Consider the following 21,379-nt stretch of genomic DNA (forward strand, 5'->3'; position numbering starts at 1 on the left):
GTACGCCCGCCCTGACGTACGCTGAGTCGATGGAGCTACTACGCGACGTAGTTGTATTGCTGCACATCGTCGGCTTCGCCGTCACCTTCGGCGCGTGGGTCACCGAGGCAGTCGCCAAGCGGTTTAGCTTCACCCGCGTCATGGACTACGGGCTGCTGCTGTCACTGCTCACGGGCTTGGCGTTGGCCGCGCCGTGGCCCGCGGGCATTGATTTGAACTATCCGAAGATCGGCATCAAGCTCGTCATCCTCATCGTGATCGGCGGCGTGCTCGGTATGGGCAGCGCTCGGCAGAAGCGCACCGGAGCGCCCGTGCCGCGTCCGCTGTTCGTCACCGTCGGGGTGTTGTCCTTCCTCGCGGCCGCCATCGCCGTGCTGTGGTAGCTGGGGTTTCGTCACTACGATCGGCCAGGTGAGCCCACCGGCGGTCACCCGATGGCGAACGCTCTACCGCAGGTTCCTCAACCTGGTGGTACGGCCGACCGCGCCGCCGCTCTGGCTCGGCGTGCTCGTGGGGGCTGGATTCATCGCAGTCGAATGGCTGCTCGTCGTCCAGCTGAAAAGAGTCGCGCCGGAGAACGCTTTCGGCGCCGTCTTCCTGCTCGGCGTGCTGGTGGTGTCCGCCGGCTGGGGCTTCGGCCTTGCCGTAGCGACGTCGCTGGCCAGTGCCGCGGTCTACGTCTACATCCACAGCGAGGGGGCCGACAGCTTCGTCCCGGCAGTCCTGGTGTTCCTCAGTTTGGCGCTGCTGGCCAACGTGTTGGTGGGGCAGGCTCGACTGCGTGCACTCGAGGCCGAGCAGCGCCGGCTGGAAGCCGACCTCTCGGCCGAACTCGCACGCTCGACGCTGCGTGCCGAGGATCTCAATGCCGCACTTGACGCCGCCGGCCGCCGCATCGCCGACGCACTCGATCTGCCGTTCGCCGTACTGGATCTGTCAGACGTGCCCGGCGACGACGAACGCGCGGCCATCGCGCTGCGCGACGGCGGCGACGTGGTGGGGACGTTGGTGGTGCCGTCGGACCTGCCCGCCGCGGCGCGGCGGCGCGTCGAACGGATGGTCCCGTCGCTCGAGGCGTTGATGGCGGCCACCCGTGATCGCCAGGAGATCACCGGCGAGGTGACCGCACTGGCCACCCAGCAAGCCGCGCTGCGCGCCGTCGCGACGTTGGTGGCACGCGGCGCCGAGCCGTCCGAGGTGTATCGGGTCGCGGTAGCCGAGCTGGCGCGCGGACTCGGCGTCGAGCATGTCACACTCGTGGGCTACGACGAGGACGACGTCGGCGTCGTGCTCGCCACCCGTGACAGCCCGGACCGCATGGCAATGACTGTGGGCGAACGGTTTTCGCTCGACGGGCACAGCCTGAGCGCACAGATCGTCGATACCGGCACGCCGGCGCGCATCGACGACTACAGCGCCGCGGAGGGCCCTATCGCCGACCGGATGCGCGGGCTGAACGTGTGCTCCGGTGTGGGTGCTCCCGTCGTGGTCGACGGCGAGGTTCGCGCCGCCCTGATGGTGGGTTCGATTGTCGCGCAACCATTACCGACGGGAACCGAAGACCAGGTGTCCGACTTCGCCGATCTGATCGCGACGGCGATCTACAACGCGGAGAACCGCGCAGCGCTGAAGGCCTCACGTACCCGCATCGTCGCCGCGGCTGACGAGGCGCGCCGGGGCTTCGAGCGCGATCTGCACGACGGAGCGCAGCAGCGGATCGTGTCACTCGGCCTGCAACTGCGGGCGTTGGAGGCTTCCGAGCACGGGTCGACGCGCGAGGGCATCGACAGGGCAGTCGCGGACCTGATGGAAATACATGAACAGCTGCAAGAGATCTCGCGCGGCATCCATCCGGCGATCCTCTCGCGAGGTGGGCTGGGACCAGCGATCAAGACGTTGGCCCGGCGATCTGCGGTGCCCGTCGCGCTGGACGCCGACGTGGACCGCCGACTGGCCGAGTCGATTGAGGTGGCGGCGTACTACGTTGTCGCCGAAGCGCTGACGAACACCGCGAAGCACGCCCAGGCGTCGGAGGTTCAGTTACACGCATCGTCTGACGATGTCGAGCTTCGGATGACGATCAGTGACGACGGCGTCGGAGGAGCGACGATCGGCGGCGGGTCGGGGTTGATCGGGCTCAAGGACCGGGTCGAGGCGGTGTCGGGCCGGTTGGAGATCGTGAGTGCACAAGGGGCGGGCACGACGTTGCACGTGACGATCCCGCTGAATGGTTGACGGTCGCGGGGGCTTTCTGGCGGCGTAGCGCGTCTTCAGCGACCAGATCATCGATCGAAAGACTTTCTCCACGGCAATGCGTTTTCCACGTCTTGGCGATCACGATCATGAACGCGACGGCGACGATGAGCAGTGCAACTGCGGTCACTGCCATCAAAATAATTGCGTTGGTTGCGATGTCGACCCCTTGGTTCGCTGGCGCCTACGGCACCACTCATCGCGAAGTAGACTCCCAGTACACGCCTGATCAGCACCGATGTCAACAGCACCTGGCCAGAGGCGAGGCGGAAAATGATTGCGCCCCAAATAATTTAAGAGCGTATGCTTGGGGGATCGGCGGTATCTCGTCATATGATCGTTCAAGGTCGTGTCGTCGTCGATTCGCAGTATCCGGCCGATTCTCGGTCAAGACGGGAGCGTCGCAATGACGCTGAACCAACCTTTGCCCACCGGCGTCACGACTGCGCCGCGCTCTTCTCCGGAACACACGCCCCGATTGCGCTTGAAGCCCAAGGGCCGCATAAGCGGATACGTAGACGGCGCGTGGTGGCCGCACAGCGACGACCTCGCCACACAACTGCCTGATCTGCTGACAGTGCTCTCGGTTCGACTTGGCCCCATTGACCGGGTGTTGTTCAACGTCAATGAATGGGTGCCGCCGCACAGGAAACTCTCCGCCGGCGGGCGAGCGGTTCGACTGGACGGCTACCAGCGTCAGCCGGCCCACACGATCGAAGTTCTCGGCTTCAGCGGCGGGGGCAGGATTGCCTTACTCGTCGTTCCCGCGGACTCCGACCCGGACGAGGCGCACGCCACGCTGATGGCCGCCGCGACACCGCACGACAAGTCAACTGTCGACGGGCTTCTCCTCATGACCGACCGTCATGCCGAACAGACAAGGAAGATGTGATGACTTCACCGACAATGTTTCGAACGCCCTACGACATTCGTGTCGACCTCGTCAAAGACACCATCATGGCTCGCACCAAGCTCGATGACAAAGATGCAGCCGACCTGGCTGTAGACATCCTCAAGGTGTTGACCTCGATTCCCGAGAAGATGCGCTGACGCAACGACCATGACAGTCACCGTGACACTCCCCGACGGCGGAACCGACGAGTACATGCGGTTCGGCGACACCTACGTCAAGCACGACAACGGGACGCTCGACGTCATCCGCGGCGGCTCCAAACAGGCCTACCAGTACGCGCCGGGTGCGTGGACAGAAGTCGATGGTGACCAGAAGACCTGGAAGACAGGCCGTTTCTGGGGTTGAGCACCGCAGCGGTCGATCCGGCGGCCAGACGAACAGGTGTACCGTCAAAGGTGTTGGGAACCCAGCCACTCCGGAATGGGACAGCCGTCATCCGCTGATCTCGCCGAGCAACCGCTCACGCCCGGCTACACAGGTACCAACCGCACGTCTGGATCAACTTGAAACCCCTAACGACTCTTCCTTCATTGACTAATTCCGTTGTCGAGCGATCACTTTCCGATCCGGCGCGCTTCGGAATTCTCACCACGTATCCGCCGACTGCGTGCGGACTCGCCACCTTCAGTGCGGCACTGGCCAAAGGATTGACCGCCGATGGCGCCGAGGTCAGCGTGGTGCGGCTGGCCGACGGATCGTCGTCTTCGAGCGCCCGCGTCGTGGGTGAGCTCATCGCCGACTCACCGGCATCTGTCTCCGCAGCTTCGGAATTGCTCAACCAAAGCGACGTCGCGATCATTCAGCATGAGTATGGCATCTACGGCGGTGTCGACGGTGACGATGTCGTCGACGTCATCGAGGGCCTGCGCGTACCGTCGATCGTGGTCGCTCACACTGTGCTGAAAGAGCCGACGGCACACCAGCGCTCAGTGCTCGAGGCCGTCACCGCAGCAGCGGATCGCGTGGTCGTGATGTCGGAGGCGGCCAGTCAACGACTGTGCCTGACCTTCAACGTCGACCGGCGGAAGATCATCACCATTCCGCACGGCGCGGCTGTCCCGACGGCCGCTGCGGTGAAGCAGGCGGGCAGACCCACCTTGCTGACCTGGGGTCTCTTGGGTCCGGGTAAGGGTATCGAGAGGGTGATCGGCGCGATGGGTTCACTTGCGCACCTTTCCGGCCGCCCGCGGTACCTCGTCGCCGGGCAGACGCATCCCAAAGTGCTTGTCGCACAGGGCGAGGCGTACCGCAACGGATGTATCGAGCAGGCACGTCGCAGCGGGCTGGCCGACTCCGTCTTCTTCGACTCCGACTATCGCGACGTCGCGTCGCTGAGCGCTCTCGCTCAGTCCGCAAGCGTGGTGGTGCTGCCCTACGACTCCACCGATCAGGTCACCTCCGGCGTGCTGGTGGACGCCATCGCCAGTGGCCGGCCCGTCGTCGCCACGGCCTTCCCCCACGCCAACGAGCTGCTGGCCAGCGGGGCGGGAATCGTCGTCGACCACAGCGATCCCGAGGCACTCGCGATGGCGCTGCGCCAGGTCATCACCGACCCTCGCGTGGCAGGCTCCATGGCCGCGGAGGCCCGTCGACTCGCGCCGACGATGTCGTGGCGAGTGGTCGCCGGCGCCTATCTGCGTCTGGCCCACCGCGTGCTCGCTGAACGGCCGGCGTTCGTATGACCGCCCCCATCCCGACCCCGGTGTTCGACCACCTCGAGCGAATGACAGACCATCGCGGCACGTTCGAGCATGCGCAGTTAGCCGAGCCCGATCCCGTGCACGGCTATTGCACCGACGACATGGCGCGGGTGCTGGTGGTCACCACTCGACAACCCGGACTGGAACGCACCCTCAATGGTGTCGCCGGTACGGCAGTGCGGTTTCTCGGCGAAGCGCAGGCTCTCACTGGCGCCTGTCGCAACCGGATGGACAGCAAGGGCAAGTGGACGGACGAACCCGCCGTGGAGGACGCTTGGGGGCGCTGCCTGTGGGGTCTGGGAACCGCCGCCGCGCACAGTGACGTCGTCTGGGCCCGCCAATCGGCGATCATGCAGTTCGAGCGCGGTGCACAGGAGCGGTCGCCATGGCCGCGGGCGATGGCGTTCGCGGCGCTGGGCGCCGCCGAGATGCTGGCGTTCGATCCCGAGAATCGCGCGGCGCGGCTACTGATCATCGATTACGCGGCCTCGCTCGCCGAACCGAACGGTGACCCGGCGTGGCCCTGGCCCGAGCCGCGACTCACCTACGCGAACGCGGTCCTCCCCGAGGCGATGATCGCCGCGGGCGCCGTGCTCGAGGACGGGTCACTGCGGCAACGCGGGCTGGATCTGTTGGCCTGGCTGCTCGACGTGGAAACGATCGACGGTCAGCTCTCGGTCACTCCGGTGGCAGGCAGAGGGCCCGGTGAGAAAGGGCCCGCGTTCGATCAGCAGCCGATCGAGGTGTCCACGCTCGCCGATGCCTGCGCCCGTGCGGCCACCGTCGACAGCGACGCGATGTGGCCGGACGGCGTCCGTGCCGCGGCGGCGTGGTTCCAGGGTGCCAACGACGCGGGGCAGCTGATGTGGGACCCCGAGACCGGTGGCGGATTCGACGGCTTGCACGCCGACGCGGTGAACCGCAACCAGGGCGCGGAGTCCACGCTTGCTGTTCTCTCGACGTTGCAGCACGCACAACGCTTTTCTGCAGTGCCGCAATGACTTCGGTTCAGGTCGGGCTCGTGACACGCAGCCCGCTTCGACTCGCAGCCGATACGTCGCGGGTCATCACCAAATTGTTCGTCCCCGGGCAGGAGGGTTTCGAGCATCAGGACTCCCGCGCGGGCGCGGTGCTGAGGCGCATCCTTGCGCTGGACGAGAACGACGTCCGCGCGTCGCTGGACGATGTCGTCACGCGCTTCGGTTGGCGTCACCGCGACCTGATCGGCGTCTTTCGTGCGCATGCCCGTGAACTTGCCGATCGGCTGGACGCACGCGAACTGTCCGAAGCACGAATGATGTTGCTGGGTGCGACGTTCACGAGCGAGTACGCCATCGAAGGGGCGGCCCTGTGCAATCCCAGCATGGTCGCTCACCCGGACCAGTCGGACACACCGGTCGGCAGCCTGAGATTCGTGATGAGTGTGCGCGGTATCGGGGAGGGGCACGTGTCGTCGATCGGTTTTCGGACGGGCCTCATCGATGCCACGGGTGCGGTGACGATCGATGCTTCGGCTCCGTTCGCCAGTGCGGGCGAGATGGTGCCGGCGCTGCTCGACGCTGCGGTCTTGCGTACCGAGCTCTCTCGTCTGCACGATGCCGGCGAAGGCGCTGATTACGTCCTCAACGCGCTCGGTGACCGGTTCACACGCAACGATCTCGAAGAACAGCTCGACAGACTTCAGAAGCATCGGAAGACGCGTGGTCATGCGGCCGAGACGATTTCGCGCATTCGGACGATCGCCGACCGCACATACGGCATCGACTTCGCCGAGGGCATTCCGCTCGCCGAGCGGATTCTGTGGCCTGCGATGGGTGCCGAGGCCGGGGGTATGGAGGACGCGCGCTTTGTCCGGTTCGTCGACGACGACGGGTCGGTCACCTTCTACGCGACCTACACGGCATACAGCGGGACGGAAATCAGCCAGCAGTTGCTCGCGACGAAGGATTTCGCATCGTTCACCACCTCGCCATTGGTCGGCCATGCCGCCGCCAACAAGGGTTTGGCGCTGTTTCCCCGCCGCTTCCGCGGTCAATTCGCTGCCATGTCGAGGTCTGACCGCGAATCGAATTCGTTTGCGTACTCGGACTCCCCGCTCATCTGGGCCGAATCCGTACCCTGTCAGCACCCGACCCAGGCATGGGAGGCCCTGCAGCTCGGAAACTGCGGGCCGCCCATCGAAACCGACGCGGGGTGGTTGGTGCTCACTCACGGTGTCGGACCGATGCGTACATACCGGATCGGAGCGATACTGCTCGATCTGGAGAATCCGTCGCGAATCATCGGTCAGCTCCGACAGCCCTTGATGAGCCCGAGTGCCGACGAGCAGGACGGCTACGTTCCGAATGTCGTCTACTCGTGTGGCGCGCTCGTGCACGCAGGAATCCTGGTCGTGCCCTACGGAATCGGGGATGCGGCTATCGGTTTCGCGACCGTCCCGCTGTCAGAACTTCTCCACGAAATGGAGATGGCTCGAAACTGAGGTTGTGCCGGGATTTCGGGGGGTTTTTCCTGGATAACTTCAGTTTCGGCCCCAAAATCACCGCAACTGCGCGACGAGTGCCTCGGTCACCTCGACTGTCGACGCAGACCCGCCGAGATCACCGGTGCGGGTCTCCGGCTTGGCCAACGTCGCCTCGATCGCCGCCATCACTTCACGTGCCGCGTCGGGATGACCCAGATGCTCGAGCATCAACACCGCCGACCACACCGCGCCAATGGGGTTCGCGATCCCACGGCCCGCGATGTCGGGCGCCGAACCGTGCACCGGTTCGAACATCGACGGGTACTCCTTGGTCGGATCCAGATTGCCCGACGGTGCGATCCCGATCGACCCCGCGACGGCCGCGGCGAGGTCAGACAGGATGTCGCCGAACAGGTTCGACCCGACCACCACGTCGAAGCGTTGCGGCTGCAACACGAACTTCGCGGCCAACGCGTCGATGTGCTCGCTGTCCATCCGAACATCCGGAAACTGCGCCGCGCGTTCGGCGACCACCTCGTCCCAGAACGGCAGCGTGTGCACGATCCCGTTCGACTTCGTCGCCGACGTGACGTATCCGCGCCGCGACCGCGCCAACTCGAAGGCATAGTCGGCGATCCGGCTGACCCCGAGACGGGTGAAAACCGACTCCTGCACGGCCATTTCCTCAGGGAACCCGCGGTTGAGCCGTCCGCCGATCTCGCTGTACTCACCTTCAACGTTCTCGCGTACCACCACGAAATCCACGTGACCCGGTGCCCGCAGCGGACTTTCGACGCCGTCGAACACCTTGATCGGGCGCAGGTTGACGTACTGGCGGAACGCCCGCCGGATCGGGATCAGCAGTCCCCACAGTGACACGTGGTCGGGTACTCCCGGCCAGCCGACCGCGCCGAGCAGGATCGCGTCGAACCCCCTCAGCGTCTCGATGGCATCCTCGGGCATCATCGCGCCGGTCTGGGTATAGCGCTCACATGACCAGTCGAAGTCCTTGTAGGACAGTTTGATTCCGTGCTTGGCGCCGACAGTGTCGAGCACCGCGCGGGCCGACGTGATGACCTCGGGTCCGATCCCGTCGCCCGGGATCACGGCGACGGTCTGCATGGCCGGCTCGGCCGGCGTCGTCATGTGCCAAGTCCAAGCAGGCCGACCATGATCGGCAACAGGATGATGATGAGGATCGCGCCCGCGATGTCGAACGTGATGCCGGACCGGATCATCGTGGTGATCTTCACGACGCCGGAGCCGTAGACGATCGCGTTCTGCGGTGTCGAGACCGGCAACATGAACCCGAAGGACGCCGCGAACGTCGCCGCCAGCGCAGGCACGAACGGGTTGACGCCGGCGGCCATCGCCACCGGGATGATGATCGGCACCACCACCGCCGCCGACGCCGTATTGCTCGTCGTCTCGGAGACGATGATCGCCAGGATCACCGCGAAGATCGTGATCGGGACGATGCTCGACAGGCCCAGCGCGTCGTCGATCGAGGTACCGATGGTTTCGGCCAACCCGGTCGAGCTGATCAGCGACCCGAAGATGATGCCGCAGCCGAAGAGAATGATGGTGCCCCAGTCGATTTCGGCGGCGTCACTCCAACGCAGCGTGAACTCGCGGTCCTTCCAGTCGGTCGGCAGCAGGAACAGCAGCGCCGCACCGAATACCGCGACCACGCCCTCGTCGAGGCGGTCGCTGACGAATTCGTACGCGCTCGACTCGGTACCGGAGATCAGCGCGACGACGCCAGGCAGGATCCACAGCGTGACGGTGATGCCGAACGCGATGAGCGTGTTCTTCTCCGCGCGTGAGAGTGAACCCAACTTCTCGCGCTCCTCCGCGACGTACTCGGCGACGCCGTCGATCCGTTTGATTTCGGGCTTGTTCAGCCGCAACAAGATGAGCGCCAGCAGCGCGAACATGACCAGGCAGATCGGTATTGCCATCACCATCCACTGCCCGAAGCTGATCCGCTCCCCGGTGGCCTCCTCGATCAAGCCGCGGCCAATCAGGTTGGGCGGGCTGCCAACCGGGGTCAGCAAGCCGCCGACACTGGCGCCGTAGGCGAGCATCAGCATGATCGCCGAGCCGACCCGCAGCCGTTGCGGATCGAAGTCGGGCTCGACGTCACCGCGCTTCTGCAGAAGTTTGGCGATGACCGCGAGGATGCCGATCGCCGTTGGCAGCAGCATCGCCACGGTCGCGGTGTTGGAGACGAATGCCGACAGCAGGCAGGTGATCGCGCCGAACGCGAGGATCACGCCGGTGGTGGAGCGGCCGACACCCGGCAGCGACAGAATGCGGAACGCGAACCGCCGTGCGAGACCGTGTTTGAGCATTGCCTGCGCCAGGATGAACGCGCCGATGAAGGTGAAGATCGTCGAAGACCCGAACGGACCGAGCACGTCGTCGACCGGGGCGACGCCGAGAAACACGGCCACGGCGACGCCGAGCAGACCGCCGACGGGGATCGGGATCGCTTCGCTGATCCACAGCGCAATGACACCCAGCAACACCGCCCCAAGGACCTGCTGCTCACGAGGGATGTCGATGGGAAGAACAAGAAAGGCGACCGTCAGGAGCGGAGCGAGGAAAAGGCCGACGGTCCGTCGGCCTTTCTCGAACCGTTCCTCCTTGGGGGAAAGCTTCTGCTCGCCGAGGCTTCGATACGTTGCGCTGCCGAGGAGCGCTTTGTCGACATCGGTCTGTTTGGCCGGGCTGTCCGTGGTCATGGGGCGACTCCATCGCTGCAGCTGTGTTCTACACCACACTCGTGACGGGGGTAGTTCCTGAAAACCGCGCACCTTAAACATGCCGGGATTGGACACGGTCGGCGTTCGACTGAGTCGCCGGCCGTGGCCGCTCGGGCCATCCCGCTGACCTGCGATGTCGTCGCGGAATACCGAATAATCCCCGGTCAGGGTGTAGCGTCGAAGTGTTGGGAGCCCAGCCAGTCCGGGAATGTTTCAGCCGATCCTCGCTGATCCGCCGAGCAACCGCTCACGCCGGACATGCCGGTACTGACCGCGAAGTCTGGACTGCCTTGACTGCTCTACCTGACTATGAGCCGATTCTTCCTTATGCTGCGCCGCAACAAATCTCGCGCACCGTCCGATTCGGGATCGTCGACACCCACACGTCCCCACCATGCGGGCTTGCGAGGTTCGCCGCAGGTCTAGTCGACGCCTTGAGCATCGATGGGTCCAGCGCCGGCTGGGTGGCTGACGACTCGCTCGTCGGGCAGGTCGACGTCGCGATCCTGCAATACCAAGACGGCACGACCGGCCAGGACATGGTCCAGATCGTCAACGGTCTACAGGTTCCCTCGATCGTCGTCGTCCACACGGTTCCGAAAGCCCCTACATCGCAGCAGCGTTCGGTCCTCGAAGCGATCACCGCCGCCGCGGACCACGTGGTGGTGATGTCGGAAACGGCACGGCAACGGCTGAATCACACGTATGCCGTCGACCGCCAAAAGGTGAGCATGATCCCGCACGGCGCGACCTTGCCGACCGCCCCCCGGGTGAAGCGCCCGAGTAGACCCACCATCCTGACGTGGGGTCTGCTGGGTCCGGGTAAGGGCATCGAACGGGTCATCGACGCAATGCCTTCGCTGGGCGATGTCCCCGGCCGGCCGCGTTATGTCATTGCCGGCCCCATGGATCCCGGCATCCCGGAGGCTGAAGCCGAGACGTATCGTGATGCGCGCATCGAGCAGGCCAGGCGACTCGGTGTGGCCGATTCGGTGTCGTTCGACCCCCGCTATTACGACAAATCGAGCCTGGCCGAACTGATTCAGCAGGCCTCTGTGGTCGTGGTGCCCTACGACTCCACGGAACAGGTGAGCTCCGGTGTGCTCGTCGACGCGGTCGCGAATGGCAGACCCATTGTGGCGACGGCATTTCCGCATGCCATCGAGCTGCTGAGCAGCGGGGCGGGGATCGTCGTCGAGCACAACGACGGCGTTGCACTCGCGGCGGCGCTGCGCCAGATCATCACGCAGCCGCGGCTGGCCGGTGCCATGGCGGCCGAGGTTCGTCAACGGGCGCCGGAGGTGGCGTGGCCGGTGGTCGCCGCCGCGTACGTGGCGCTGGCGCTACAGGTCACCGCCGGAACACCCGTCTTGGCCTGACCGCGCGTCAAATCGCGGAGCGGGCTGCGCGTATCGCGTGCGGATAGGCACCGTCGCGGTGCTGGAACGACAGAATCGCGGGGTTGAGGACGACACCCTCGCGGATTTCGATCGCGCGAGCGATCGTCGGAGACTCCTCCCACGCCGCCGGCCCGGCCAGCAGCGTGTCGAGGTGAGGCAGCAACGCCTCGCTGATCTCCCAGGTTGCCGAGTTCCACAGATACGACGGGCTGTGGTCGACGGCGTAGTAGTGGATGCGGTTCGCGACCTCGATCATCGGCTCGGTGAACGACGTCGGCGCCGCCCAGCTGAAACCCATGCCCACGTCACAGGAGACGTCGACGATGAGACTGCCCGCAGTGAAGTCGGCCAGGTCTTTCTCGGTGACGAAGACCAGCGGTGCGTTGGGATCCTGGAGGACACAGTTGACGACGATGTCGTTGCCGGCGAGCAGTTCGGCCACCGGAACGACCCCCTCAGGGGTGTCCGCCAGAATCTTCTCGGGTGCGTCCGGATCGGGGATCATCTGGATGATCTGGGTGGAGTGGATCGGCGACCCGACGGCGGCGACGTCCCGGTTGGTCAGCACACGGACGTCGTCGACGCCGTGGGAGTTGAGCGCGGTAACGGCGCCGCGTGCGGTCGCACCGAACCCGATGACGGTCGCCCGCAGCCGCCGGCCGTAGCTGCCGGTGACGCCCACGGATTGCATCGCGTGCAGGACCGAGCAGTAGCCCGCCAGCTCGTTGTTCTTGTGGAAGACGTGCAGGCCGAAGCCGCCGTCGGACTGCCAGTGATTCATCGCCTCGAACGCGATCAGCGTCAACCGCGAATCGATGGCGATCTGGGTCAGCTCGGCGTCCTGCACACAGTGGGGCCAGCCCCACACAACCTGGCCCGCGTTGAGTTCGGCCAAGTCTTCCGATTGGACTTTGGGCAACAGAATGACGTCACAATCGGCGATCAATTGCTCGCGGGTGCCGATTCCACCGACAAGGGCGGCGAGTTCGTCGTCCGTGGCGCCGAAATCGGAGCCGTAGCCATGCTCCAGAAAGATGCGCTGCGCCAGCCGGCGGTCAATCCGGTCGAAATGTGCCGGATGAATCGGCAATCTGCGCTCGTTCGGTTTACGCGAGCGAGCGAGAATTCCAAGCGAAAGCGGTTGACCTTCAGCGCTTCTTGTCATGGAACAAGGCCTCGGCAGACGACGCCTTGGCCGCCGCCTTCTGGTGCTTCGCCGCGCGTTTCTCTTTCAATGACTTGCCGGACTTCTTCGCCATGGCTTGTCGAGGAGATTTATCAGACATCGATGCCCCTTGGTAGTGGGGGCCTGAATGGTCCCGATGCTCAAACCCTACCCCTTGGACGCGCGATTACCGGAGGTCTCGAAGGGGTAGGCTGTGCTTACGCCGACGCGCAACCGTCGTCTAGCTCGATTTCGACCGCTCGTCCGCATTCTCGGGGTTCGCTCAGGAGCCCAGACCTGATTCGCAGCCGGCTCCACGGGGACTCTAGTAATGGCAATTGCCGATGTTGCCGCGTACGCGCATCTAAGCGACGCAGATGTCGATGCGCTCGCTCGTGAGCTCGACGCCATCCGCAGCGACGTCGAAGAGTCACTCGGCGAACGCGACGCGGCCTATATCCGACGCACCATCAAATTGCAACGGACGCTGGACGTCGCCGCGCGCCTGATCATCGCCTGCTCTCGGTCAAGGGCGGGTTGGCTGCTGGGAACCGCATCGCTGGCCTTCGCGAAGAGCGTCGAGAACATGGAGATCGCCCACAACGTCGGCCATGGTCAATGGGATTGGATGAATGACCCGGAGATCCACTCGAGCACGTGGGAGTGGGACATGGTCGGTGTGTCGTCGCAGTGGAGGTACTCGCACAACTACCGCCACCACGTGTTCAGCAACGTCGTCGGGGTGGACGACGATCTCGGCTTCGGCGTGATACGGATGACCCGCGACCAAGCCTGGAAGCCCGAACATCTGTTTCAACCGCTTCGTAATCTGTTGTTGGCCAGCATCTTCGAGTGGGGGATCGGACTGCACGGAATCCATTCGGAGCGTGATCGGCTGGCTCCGGATGCCGCCAAGGTCGGCGCGGCCAGGCGCGCGTTCGTCGGCAAGATCGCCCGGCAATCACTCAAGGACTACGTATTCTTCCCGGCGTTGAGCCGATCCCGCTGGCGCAGAACCCTGGCCGCCAACACGGCGGCCAACCTACTGCGCAACCTCTGGGCGTATGTGGTGATCTTCTGCGGTCACTTTCCCGATGGCGCAGAGAAGTTCACCGCCGACATACTGGATCGGGAAACCAAAGGCGAGTGGTACCTGCGCCAGATGCTGGGTGCCGCGAATTTCAGGGCCGGCCCGCTGCTTGCCTTCTCGAGCGGGAATCTGTGCTACCAGATCGAGCATCATCTGTTCCCCGACCTGCCCAGTAACCGCCTCCCGCAGATCGCGGTGCGCGTGCAGGGACTGTGCGAAAAGTACGATTTGCCCTACACCACCGGATCTATTGTGCGCCAATACTTTCAGGTGCTGCGCACAATCCACACGCTGGCGTTCCCCGACCGACTTCCGCGCACCGATGCCGACGGCGCGTCGTATGACGACCCCGCTGCTCTCACGATTTCCTCTGGAGAGGACGCTGAAGGAATGACGACCTCGCCACGACCCGCGGGCAACGCTGTAGCCCCGCCGCTGTTCGGTTAGATGTGGCGATCCAGGATCAGTTGCTCGCCGCTGTCGACGGCCGGCGAGGGGTGGATGCCGCCGATCGGCTGTGTGAGGCGTGCGTGGTGCTCTTCGACGTCGACGCGGCGGCGATCTCGCTGGTATTCGATGGCGCCAACACCGGAACGCTGGGATCCAGCGGTGAGCACGCGCGCACCTACGACGAATTGCAGTTCCTGCTCGGAGAAGGTCCGTGCCTGGAGTCGGTGGCCCGGCGCGCGCCTGTCCTCGCCCTGGACCTTGCGGACCCCGACGATGTGCGCTGGCCCGTCTACGGCCCCGCAATGGTGGACCTGCAGATCCGCGGCGTGTTCGCGATGCCCGTCGTCGTTGCCGGTGAGTATGTCGGCGCCCTCGACCTCTTCCGAACCCAACCCGGCGGTCTGGAAGACGAGCAGCTCACGGGCGCCGTCGTCGCTGCCGAGCTGGCCGGGATCCCGCTGCTCGACCTCCTCGACGCTGACCTGCAAGCCGCCGCCGCAGACCCCGCCAGCAATGTCTGGGCCGAACTGCACACTCTCTCGCGCGCCGAGGTTAGCCAGGCGACCGGCATGCTCGTCGCACAGCTCGAGGTCGATCCCGCCGAGGCGCTGTTGCGCCTGCGCGCCCACGCGTACGCCACCGGCCGCAGTGCCACCGATGTCGCGCGCGACATCCTCGATCGCAAACTCAGGCTAGAGGCCGACTGATGCGCCCACCCAGGGACGGAGTGTGAAATGACCGAAACCCCTCGTGAAACCCGCGTCCTGGACGCGGTTGTTTCGCTCGTCGACAGCCTTCTCGAGGACTTCGACGTCGTGGACTTGCTGACCGAACTCACCGAACGGAGTGCCGAGCTGCTCGACGTCGCAGCCGCCGGCTTCCTGCTCGCCGACCCGCTTGACCGACTGCGTCTGCTGGCCGCCACGACCGAGGAGGCCCGCGAGTTGGAGCTCTTCCAGTTGCAGGCCGACGAGGGTCCCTGCGTCGACTGCTACTCCACCGGCGAACCCGTGTCGGTCGCGGACATCCGGGCCGCCGAACAGCGCTGGCCACGCTTCGTGCCCGCTGCACTCGACGCCGGCTTCGCCTCGGTGCACGCCGTGCCGATGCGGGCGGCGGGCATCGTGCTGGGCGCACTGGGGCTGTTCGGCTCCCACACGGGCGAACTCAGCGACGCGGACCGCCTCGTCGCGCAGACGCTCGCGCACATCGCCTGCGTGGCCGTCTTGCAGGAGCACGCGCCAACGCCGTCGACAGTGGTCCCGCAGCTGCGCTCCGCGCTCGCGCGCCGCGTCATCGTCGAGCAGGCCAAGGGATTTCTGCGCGAGACTCTCGATGTCTCCGTCGAGGAGGCCTTCAGGCTGCTGCGCGCCTATGCCCGCGCCAATGGCGAGCATCTGACCGACGTCGCGCAGCGCGTGATGACCGACCGGCAGGCGCGCCCGGTGCTGGTCTCTGCCATCGCTGAATTCGTTACGCCAACAACGTAACTCAGTCGCGGTGCCGCGCTATGGCGCGCCGCACCGCCTCATCGACCATCCGCTCGGCCAGGATGTGGAGCTTGACATTCTCGGCTTGGCTCATCCGCACGAGACGGTCGAACGCTTCCTCGGCGCCGACTCCGGAGCGGGATCGGATGATTCCGATAGCCTGATCTATCACCGCGCGGCTGCCCAACGCGGTCTGCAATTGTTTCGTCCGCTCCTGGGCGCGGTCGAGCAGCTGCCCGTTGTGGACCGACACCGCCGCGGACGCGGCGAACTGCGAGCCCAGCTCCACGGCGTGCTCGCCGAACGCGTCGCGGCTACGGGCATAGGTGTTGATGGCGCCGATCAGCTGATCGCCGACCAGCAACGGCAGGGCCAGCGCGGAATGCACACCCATCCGGGCGACGCCGCCGCCGAAGCGCGGCCACCGCTTGTCACTTCCCAACGATCCGCTGACCGTGGGCCGCCGCGTCTGCATGCAGGTGATGCACGGCCCCTCTCGGTGGTCGACGTACTGCAACTTGTCGATGTCTTCGATGAACTGCGCGGTGACCGCCCACGTCTTGATCGAGGGTTTGTCTCCGGACATATCGATCACCGTGACGCCCGCGCCGTCGGCACCGGGAATCGCCCGGGCCGCGAACTCGGCCACGTCGCCAAGGAGGTCGATCACCCCGCGGGCCCCGGCCACCAGTCCGGCGACCCCTCGAAGGCCGGCATACAGGTCGACATCGTCCGCTTCGCGTTGGGCGGCAGATAAATCGGGCTCCGGATCCGAAGATCGGCCGGGCTGGGGGTCGTAGTCAGCCATGTGCCCCGTGAATGTTACTCGCGTATTTGGCGTGTCGGTCAGTCCACGAGCGACAGCGCATGCGCGCGCCTCAACTTGCCCGACGCTGTCTTGGGGATCATCCCCGGTTCGAGCACAACCACGTTGCGCGGACGCACGTCGACCTCGGCGAACACCTCATGCGCCACCTGGCGCTCGACACGACGCACCTGCATGGGATCCGCATAGTTCTTGCATTCCACCGCGACCGCGAACGTCTCCCGTGACAACCCCGCGTCGAGTCGCACGGCGATCGCACAACCGGGCCGCACGCCGTCAACGCGGCTGGCGGCCCGTTCGATGTCGGTCGGGTAGATATTGCGTCCGGCCATGATGATCACGTCTTTGAGCCGCCCACATACGACCACCTCACCGGTCTCGGTGAGATAACCCAGATCACCGGTGTCGTACCAGCCGCGTTCGTCCTGGGCCGGGATGAATCCGGCCACCGTGGTGTACCCCCTGGTCACCGGTTCGCCGCGGACCTCGATGACACCGACTCCACGCGGCGCCAGCACGCCGCCGTCTTCGTCGACGATGCGGACCTCCAGGCCCTCCAGAGGCTTGCCGAGCGACACCAGTCGCCGGGTGTTCCCCCTGGTTGCCGGGACGGCGCGGTGCAGGACCGACAACAGGTCCGCATCCACCTCGTCGACGACCATGCCTCCGCCGCACTCGGAGAACGACACGGCCACCGTGGTCTCGGCCATCCCGTAGGCCGGGATGATGGCCTCGGGCTTCAACCCGAACGGTGCGCCTGCCTCGCAGAGATCCTCGACGTCGAGTGGGTCGACCTGCTCGGCGCCGGACAATGCCCACCGCAGCGAGGACAGATCGAATTCGCCGGGCTTGGCCTGCCTGCGCAATCGCTTGGCGAACAGGGTGTAGGCGAAGTTCGGCGCGGCCGTCATCGTGCCCTTGTACTTGTCAATGAGCTTGGCCCACAACAACGTATCGCTGAGAAAGTCCATCGGTGTCACCTTGACGAGCTCGGCTCCGATGTACATCGGCACCGTCAGGTACCCCGTCATGCCCATGTCGTGGAAGCACGGCAGCCAGCTCACGATCACATCCGTGTCGAGATCGAAGTCGCAGCCCACGACCATCGCCTCGGCGTTGGCGACGATGTTGGCGTGCGTGATCTGGACGGCCTTCGGCGAGCCGGTCGAGCCCGACGTCAGCTGCATCAGGGCGACGTCGTGGTCGAAGGTCTCCAGCGGCTCGATGGGGTCGTTGGCCAGCAGCGATTCGATCGTCAGCACTGCCATCCCGAGTCCCTCGAGCACCGGCGCCGCGGCCATGAACGGGTCGGAGATGACGACGGCCTTCGCCGAGATCATCTCGATCACGGCGGTGGTCTCTTCGGCCCATCGCACCAGGTCAGTGCGGGGAGTGGGCTGGTGAACCATGGTCGCGCTGGCACCGCGCATCCAGATGCCCTGAGCGGTCGGCGCGATCTCGACCGGGGCGCCGGCGAGAACGGCGACGGCGTCACCAGGGCCTATGCCCGCTTTTGCCAGGCCACCCGCCACGCGACGGGCCCGTTCGTGCACCTGAGCCCAGGTATGGCGCACAGGTGCGCCGGGCTCCCCGGTGACCATGCCCTTTTTGCTGGTGAGGGCATTGCTGTACATCGTCTCGGTAAATCGGCTCACGACAATCCCTTTGGCCTAGGCGCGACGACGCCGCGAATAGGCTGTTCTGGTAGACCCGGCGCGAAATTGCTGCTGCGCCAGGTGATGTGGAAGCCGCTGGGGTTCGGCCGTCGCCCAGCCCGGTTCAGGGCCGACGATGACGGTGGAGGTGCGTATCTCCTCTGTGTTCACCCCAGATGGTTCGCCGCGCCGGTCGGCGCGACGTTCTGTGTATGACGGACGCACTGACTGTACAGACCCGACCGTTGCCGGACACCTTTGCACGCCGACACCGCCCCAAGTCGTTATCAACTCTGTACTTGCAGGCAACCGAGCCCCCCAGCCCAACATTTGCACCTGTGAGTTTTCGGCCGACGTCGGAGGTCAAAGACCTAATCGGCGGGGAGGCGTAGTCGCCGCCGAGACGTTTCCGTAAGGCTGGAAAATCAACCCGGTCAGACTTTACCGTGTCGCCTGGCGTTATGGACTATTAGGCGAGACGTGTGCCGCCCAATCGTTGCCGTATCCGACCCACAAACGACGGCTTGGCGGTCGGTGGCCGGCGAGAAACATATGGCCACGGGTTGTTGCGCTCTGGAACGGTGTCGGTACGCGCCTGCTTCAACTCCATCCGAAGGTGGCGACGCAGTTCGTCGAGATCGGGATCGGTCCATCGGTTGACGGCCTCGGTCGGGTCGACGGTGAGGTCGTAGAGCTCCCACTGATCGTCCAGCGGCGACGTCCGATACGCCTCACCGCCAAGCCCGTTGGCCGCGAGGTGCCGTACCCCGGGCTCTGTCCAGGTCGCCGGATCGTCGAACGTGCGCACCAGCTTCCACAGGTGTTCGTCGACTCGCACGACCAGCCCTTCGAAGTTTGATCCGACATGCGCGGGTATCTGAATACGTAGTGGCATAGGGGGATTCACCGTCAGCTTCAATTGACGCGCCACGCCCGACGCGCCGGTGTCACCTTCGAGCATGTTGTCGCGTGTCATCAAGTACACGGGACGCGACTCGTCGGCGGGCGCACCGTCGACGACAGGCATCAGATCGCGGCCCGGCAGGTCGTGCACCTCGGAGAACGAATCACGCAGCGCCGCCGCCACCGCCGCGACGTCGATACCCGCCGCACCCAGCAGCGTCGGCACCAGATCGACATGCGACGTCGGCGCGGTCACCGTGCGGGCCGACGTCGCGCCCGCCCCGGTGCGCGCGACGACGAACGGAACGCGGGTGGCCTCGTCGTACAGGTTGAACCACTTCTGATGCAGGCCGCCGTGGGCACCCAGCAGATCGCCGTGGTCGGAGGTGCGCACCAGCACCGCGTTGTCCGAGCCGCCATCGGTCACCATGCGACGCACCGGGTCGATAGGCCCGTCGACCTCGGCATGCAACCGGTAGTAGAGGTCGCGATAGCGCTGGGCGTTGCGGTTGTAGGTCCGGTCGACTGCGGGCGCCACGCCGTAGCCGGTGTAGTACGCCTCGCGGAACGCGATCTGCGCGGCCGGCTTGGTCGACAGGTCCTCGTCCGCCGTCGGCGCCGCGGGCACGTGCGGCGGATCCAGCGGCGACGGTTGCAGCGGACTCCTGCGCGACCACGCCGGGAACAGCACGATGTCGTGGGGGTTGACGAAGCTGGCGACCAACAGGAACGGCGTCAGCGCGTCCGCGTCACCTGCGCGGCGCCGCGCATACCGGTCGTCGAGCCAGGCGACGACGCGGTCGGCGATCAACCCGTCGCGCCGAACCCCGGCGTTGGCCAGCAGCGCGCCATGCGGTTCGGGGCCCACCCAGCCCGAAAACCCGAACGGTGCAAGGGGATCGGCGTCGAGGTAGGCGCGCACCGCGTCGTGGTCGACCACGCCGTCGTCGTCATTGGTCGCGAGCGGCTTGCCGGTGGCCGGGTCGGTGAGATCCGCGTGGGTGATGTGCCATTTGCCGTCGTAATGCGTGTCGTATCCGGCGGCGCGAAACCAATTTCCAAGCGTGGGCACCTCGCCCTGGCGCAGCCAACGCATGCGAGAGTCGTTGTACACCTTGCCGATGCCGTCGGTCTGTGTGACGCCGTGCAGGTCGGGATACTGGCCGGTGAAAATCGTTGGGCGACTTGGCACGCAGGCCAACGAGCCGGTGTAGTGGCGGCGGAAGCTGACGCCGTGCTCGTCGAACCACTTGCGGCCGGGCAGCGTGTGGTCACGCCAGGCGAGCACCTCGGGTGACTCGTAGGGCGGTATCGCGCGTTCCTCGTCGGTCATCAGGATGACGATGTCGGGACGCCCAGACAGCTCAGACACGAGTGTTCTCCAATCGTTTGGCGAGCCCATCGAGCAGGCCGTCGGACTCTCGGGTCATCAGACGGCACATCACGCGTTCGGCGAGCTCGCGTACTCGGCCGGAACCGATCTCGACGGTGCTTGTCAGGGTGACGACGGTCGACTGCCCCGACGGCCGCAACGTCCAGCGGTTGTTGACCCTCTTCAGCTGCCTGGGCAGGCCTTCGATGTCGTAGGCGAGCGCGTGCGGCGGGTCGAACTCGACAATGCGCTCGACAAGTGTCTGGCGCCCCAGCTGAACCCGTCGCGTCGTGCCGATGGGACCGTCGGCGCCGTGCACCAGGATGCAGGAATGGTCGACGCGGTCGACCCACGTACTCAGCGCGCCGAAATCGGCAAGAAGTTCCCAGACGTCCTGCGGGGCAGCTGCGATGGTGCGCGAGCGGTCGATCCGGGCCACCGCCTCACGCTACGCGTTTCGGCTCGCCTGGTCCGTGCAAGTGCCACGATAGGAGCATGTCCGACGACGCAATGACCGAAGAACGTGAATTCAACAAGCGCAACATCGACGAGTTCCGTCGCAACGGCGGAAAGGTCGGCGGGCAGTTCGAAGGTTTTCCGCTGCTGATTCTGACTTCCTCGGGTGCCAAGAGCGGCGCTGAGCGGGTCAATCTCATCGCCTACTTCGACATCGACGACAAGATCTACGTCGTCGGTTCCGCGGCGGGCCGCGAGGAGAGTCCCGCGTGGGTGTTCAACCTGCGCGCCCACCCGCACGTTCAGGTCGAGATCGGCGCGGATCCGAAACGCCCGGTTGTGGCCCGAGAACTGACTCGGGAGGACCGCGACCGCATCTACCAGACCGTCGTGGAACGGGCACCGGGGTTCGCCGAGTACGAGAAACGGACCGACCGCGTGATTCCGGTCTTCGAACTCGTCGCCGACCGGTGA

General features: G+C 65.5%; 21 protein-coding genes. 13 read left to right on the forward strand and 8 right to left on the reverse strand.

The genetic code is table 11. The annotated features are described in order from the left end of the window. Positions 1 to 29: 29 nt before the first annotated feature. From G6N42_RS26700 to G6N42_RS26730, 8 genes are all read left to right on the forward strand, one after another. Positions 30 to 383, forward strand: coding sequence for a Fe-S protein (locus G6N42_RS26700; RefSeq protein ID WP_163735132.1), 354 nt, complete (start codon positions 30 to 32; stop codon positions 381 to 383). 223 nt (positions 384 to 606) lie between these two features. Beyond that, positions 607 to 2,235, forward strand: coding sequence for a GAF domain-containing sensor histidine kinase (locus G6N42_RS26705; RefSeq protein ID WP_434059631.1), 1,629 nt, complete (start codon positions 607 to 609; stop codon positions 2,233 to 2,235). A gap of 424 nt (positions 2,236 to 2,659) precedes the next feature. Beyond that, positions 2,660 to 3,145, forward strand: coding sequence for a DUF5994 family protein (locus G6N42_RS26710; protein WP_163735136.1), 486 nt, complete (start codon positions 2,660 to 2,662; stop codon positions 3,143 to 3,145). Next, on the forward strand, positions 3,145 to 3,303 hold the full coding sequence (locus G6N42_RS31000) for a DUF6307 family protein (RefSeq protein ID WP_174262176.1): 159 nt from the start codon (positions 3,145 to 3,147) through the stop codon (positions 3,301 to 3,303). The genes G6N42_RS26710 and G6N42_RS31000 overlap by 1 nt, the downstream gene beginning before the upstream one ends. A gap of 10 nt (positions 3,304 to 3,313) precedes the next feature. Further along, entirely contained in the window at positions 3,314 to 3,511 is a 198-nt protein-coding gene (locus tag G6N42_RS26715) for a hypothetical protein (protein WP_163735139.1), read from the forward strand. 185 nt (positions 3,512 to 3,696) lie between these two features. Beyond that, positions 3,697 to 4,848, forward strand: a complete 1,152-nt coding sequence (locus tag G6N42_RS26720) for a glycosyltransferase (protein WP_232076360.1) — start codon at positions 3,697 to 3,699, stop codon at positions 4,846 to 4,848. Then, positions 4,845 to 5,867, forward strand: a complete 1,023-nt coding sequence (locus tag G6N42_RS26725) for a glycosyltransferase (protein WP_163735145.1) — start codon at positions 4,845 to 4,847, stop codon at positions 5,865 to 5,867. Before G6N42_RS26720 ends, G6N42_RS26725 begins: the two co-directional genes overlap by 4 nt. Further along, positions 5,864 to 7,348 carry a glycoside hydrolase family 130 protein gene (locus G6N42_RS26730; RefSeq protein ID WP_163735148.1) on the forward strand — a complete coding sequence of 495 codons (1,485 nt, stop codon included), beginning with the start codon at positions 5,864 to 5,866 and terminating at the stop codon, positions 7,346 to 7,348. The genes G6N42_RS26725 and G6N42_RS26730 overlap by 4 nt, the downstream gene beginning before the upstream one ends. A gap of 57 nt (positions 7,349 to 7,405) precedes the next feature. Here the strand turns inward: G6N42_RS26730 and G6N42_RS26735 are convergent, their stop codons facing one another. After that, on the reverse strand, positions 7,406 to 8,476 hold the full coding sequence (locus G6N42_RS26735; RefSeq protein ID WP_232076362.1) for a tartrate dehydrogenase: 1,071 nt from the start codon (positions 8,474 to 8,476) through the stop codon (positions 7,406 to 7,408). Further along, positions 8,473 to 10,077 carry an SLC13 family permease gene (locus G6N42_RS26740; RefSeq protein WP_163735151.1) on the reverse strand — a complete coding sequence of 535 codons (1,605 nt, stop codon included), beginning with the start codon at positions 10,075 to 10,077 and terminating at the stop codon, positions 8,473 to 8,475. The genes G6N42_RS26735 and G6N42_RS26740 overlap by 4 nt, the downstream gene beginning before the upstream one ends. A gap of 365 nt (positions 10,078 to 10,442) precedes the next feature. Between G6N42_RS26740 and G6N42_RS26745 the strand changes: the two genes are divergently transcribed. Next, on the forward strand, positions 10,443 to 11,477 hold the full coding sequence (locus G6N42_RS26745; RefSeq protein ID WP_163738357.1) for a glycosyltransferase: 1,035 nt from the start codon (positions 10,443 to 10,445) through the stop codon (positions 11,475 to 11,477). A gap of 7 nt (positions 11,478 to 11,484) precedes the next feature. Here G6N42_RS26745 and G6N42_RS26750 read toward each other — a convergent pair whose 3' ends face one another. Together G6N42_RS26750 and G6N42_RS31005 are read right to left on the reverse strand one after the other, a co-directional pair. Then, the gene (locus G6N42_RS26750; protein ID WP_163735153.1) at positions 11,485 to 12,663 is read right to left on the reverse strand and encodes a N(5)-(carboxyethyl)ornithine synthase; all 1,179 of its coding nucleotides are present in this window, start codon (positions 12,661 to 12,663) and stop codon (positions 11,485 to 11,487) included. Next, positions 12,647 to 12,784: a hypothetical protein gene (locus tag G6N42_RS31005; protein WP_165799753.1), complete on the reverse strand. Its 138-nt coding sequence runs from the start codon at positions 12,782 to 12,784 to the stop codon at positions 12,647 to 12,649. Before G6N42_RS31005 ends, G6N42_RS26750 begins: the two co-directional genes overlap by 17 nt. Positions 12,785 to 12,994: 210 nt before the next feature. On the opposite strand from G6N42_RS31005, the gene G6N42_RS26755 reads away from it, so the two are divergent. Genes G6N42_RS26755 through G6N42_RS26765 form a run of 3 tightly spaced genes read left to right on the forward strand, consistent with a single transcriptional unit; the run spans position 12,995 to position 15,693 of the window. Further along, entirely contained in the window at positions 12,995 to 14,200 is a 1,206-nt protein-coding gene (locus tag G6N42_RS26755) for a fatty acid desaturase family protein (protein ID WP_163735157.1), read from the forward strand. Between the two features lie 2 nt (positions 14,201 to 14,202). Beyond that, on the forward strand, positions 14,203 to 14,910 hold the full coding sequence (locus G6N42_RS26760; protein WP_163735159.1) for a GAF and ANTAR domain-containing protein: 708 nt from the start codon (positions 14,203 to 14,205) through the stop codon (positions 14,908 to 14,910). A 27-nt stretch (positions 14,911 to 14,937) separates the two neighbouring features. Continuing rightward, on the forward strand, positions 14,938 to 15,693 hold the full coding sequence (locus G6N42_RS26765; RefSeq protein WP_163735162.1) for a GAF and ANTAR domain-containing protein: 756 nt from the start codon (positions 14,938 to 14,940) through the stop codon (positions 15,691 to 15,693). Between the two features lies 1 nt (position 15,694). On the opposite strand, the gene G6N42_RS26770 is transcribed toward G6N42_RS26765, so the two are convergent. From G6N42_RS26770 to G6N42_RS26785, 4 genes are all read right to left on the reverse strand, one after another. Next, positions 15,695 to 16,501, reverse strand: coding sequence for a GAF and ANTAR domain-containing protein (locus G6N42_RS26770; RefSeq protein WP_163735168.1), 807 nt, complete (start codon positions 16,499 to 16,501; stop codon positions 15,695 to 15,697). A gap of 38 nt (positions 16,502 to 16,539) precedes the next feature. Continuing rightward, positions 16,540 to 18,174 carry a fatty acyl-AMP ligase gene (locus tag G6N42_RS26775; RefSeq protein WP_163735171.1) on the reverse strand — a complete coding sequence of 545 codons (1,635 nt, stop codon included), beginning with the start codon at positions 18,172 to 18,174 and terminating at the stop codon, positions 16,540 to 16,542. A 469-nt stretch (positions 18,175 to 18,643) separates the two neighbouring features. Then, a complete protein-coding gene (locus G6N42_RS26780; protein ID WP_163738360.1) occupies positions 18,644 to 20,440 on the reverse strand; it encodes a sulfatase-like hydrolase/transferase in 1,797 nt (598 codons plus the stop codon). Position 20,441: 1 nt separating this feature from the next. Further along, positions 20,442 to 20,888 carry an SRPBCC family protein gene (locus G6N42_RS26785; protein WP_163735173.1) on the reverse strand — a complete coding sequence of 149 codons (447 nt, stop codon included), beginning with the start codon at positions 20,886 to 20,888 and terminating at the stop codon, positions 20,442 to 20,444. 56 nt (positions 20,889 to 20,944) lie between these two features. Here G6N42_RS26785 and G6N42_RS26790 point away from each other — a divergent pair, with 56 nt between their 5' ends. Beyond that, positions 20,945 to 21,379 (forward strand): nitroreductase family deazaflavin-dependent oxidoreductase, encoded by a 435-nt coding sequence (locus G6N42_RS26790; protein ID WP_163735176.1) that lies wholly within the window; start codon positions 20,945 to 20,947, stop codon positions 21,377 to 21,379.

Origin of the sequence: Mycobacterium gallinarum (assembly GCF_010726765.1) — a bacterium.
GTDB lineage: Bacteria > Actinomycetota > Actinomycetes > Mycobacteriales > Mycobacteriaceae > Mycobacterium > Mycobacterium gallinarum.

Coding starts and splice junctions, on each gene's coding strand:
- G6N42_RS26700 (WP_163735132.1), top strand. CDS start 30: ATGGAGCTACTACGCGACGTAGTTGTATTGCTGCACATCGTCGGCTTC.
- G6N42_RS26710 (WP_163735136.1), top strand. CDS start 2,660: ATGACGCTGAACCAACCTTTGCCCACCGGCGTCACGACTGCGCCGCGC.
- G6N42_RS31000 (WP_174262176.1), top strand. CDS start 3,145: ATGACTTCACCGACAATGTTTCGAACGCCCTACGACATTCGTGTCGAC.
- G6N42_RS26715 (WP_163735139.1), top strand. CDS start 3,314: ATGACAGTCACCGTGACACTCCCCGACGGCGGAACCGACGAGTACATG.
- G6N42_RS26725 (WP_163735145.1), top strand. CDS start 4,845: ATGACCGCCCCCATCCCGACCCCGGTGTTCGACCACCTCGAGCGAATG.
- G6N42_RS26730 (WP_163735148.1), top strand. CDS start 5,864: ATGACTTCGGTTCAGGTCGGGCTCGTGACACGCAGCCCGCTTCGACTC.
- G6N42_RS26735 (WP_232076362.1), bottom strand. CDS start 8,476: ATGACGACGCCGGCCGAGCCGGCCATGCAGACCGTCGCCGTGATCCCG.
- G6N42_RS26740 (WP_163735151.1), bottom strand. CDS start 10,077: ATGACCACGGACAGCCCGGCCAAACAGACCGATGTCGACAAAGCGCTC.
- G6N42_RS26750 (WP_163735153.1), bottom strand. CDS start 12,663: ATGACAAGAAGCGCTGAAGGTCAACCGCTTTCGCTTGGAATTCTCGCT.
- G6N42_RS31005 (WP_165799753.1), bottom strand. CDS start 12,784: ATGTCTGATAAATCTCCTCGACAAGCCATGGCGAAGAAGTCCGGCAAG.
- G6N42_RS26755 (WP_163735157.1), top strand. CDS start 12,995: ATGGCAATTGCCGATGTTGCCGCGTACGCGCATCTAAGCGACGCAGAT.
- G6N42_RS26765 (WP_163735162.1), top strand. CDS start 14,938: ATGACCGAAACCCCTCGTGAAACCCGCGTCCTGGACGCGGTTGTTTCG.
- G6N42_RS26770 (WP_163735168.1), bottom strand. CDS start 16,501: ATGGCTGACTACGACCCCCAGCCCGGCCGATCTTCGGATCCGGAGCCC.
- G6N42_RS26790 (WP_163735176.1), top strand. CDS start 20,945: ATGTCCGACGACGCAATGACCGAAGAACGTGAATTCAACAAGCGCAAC.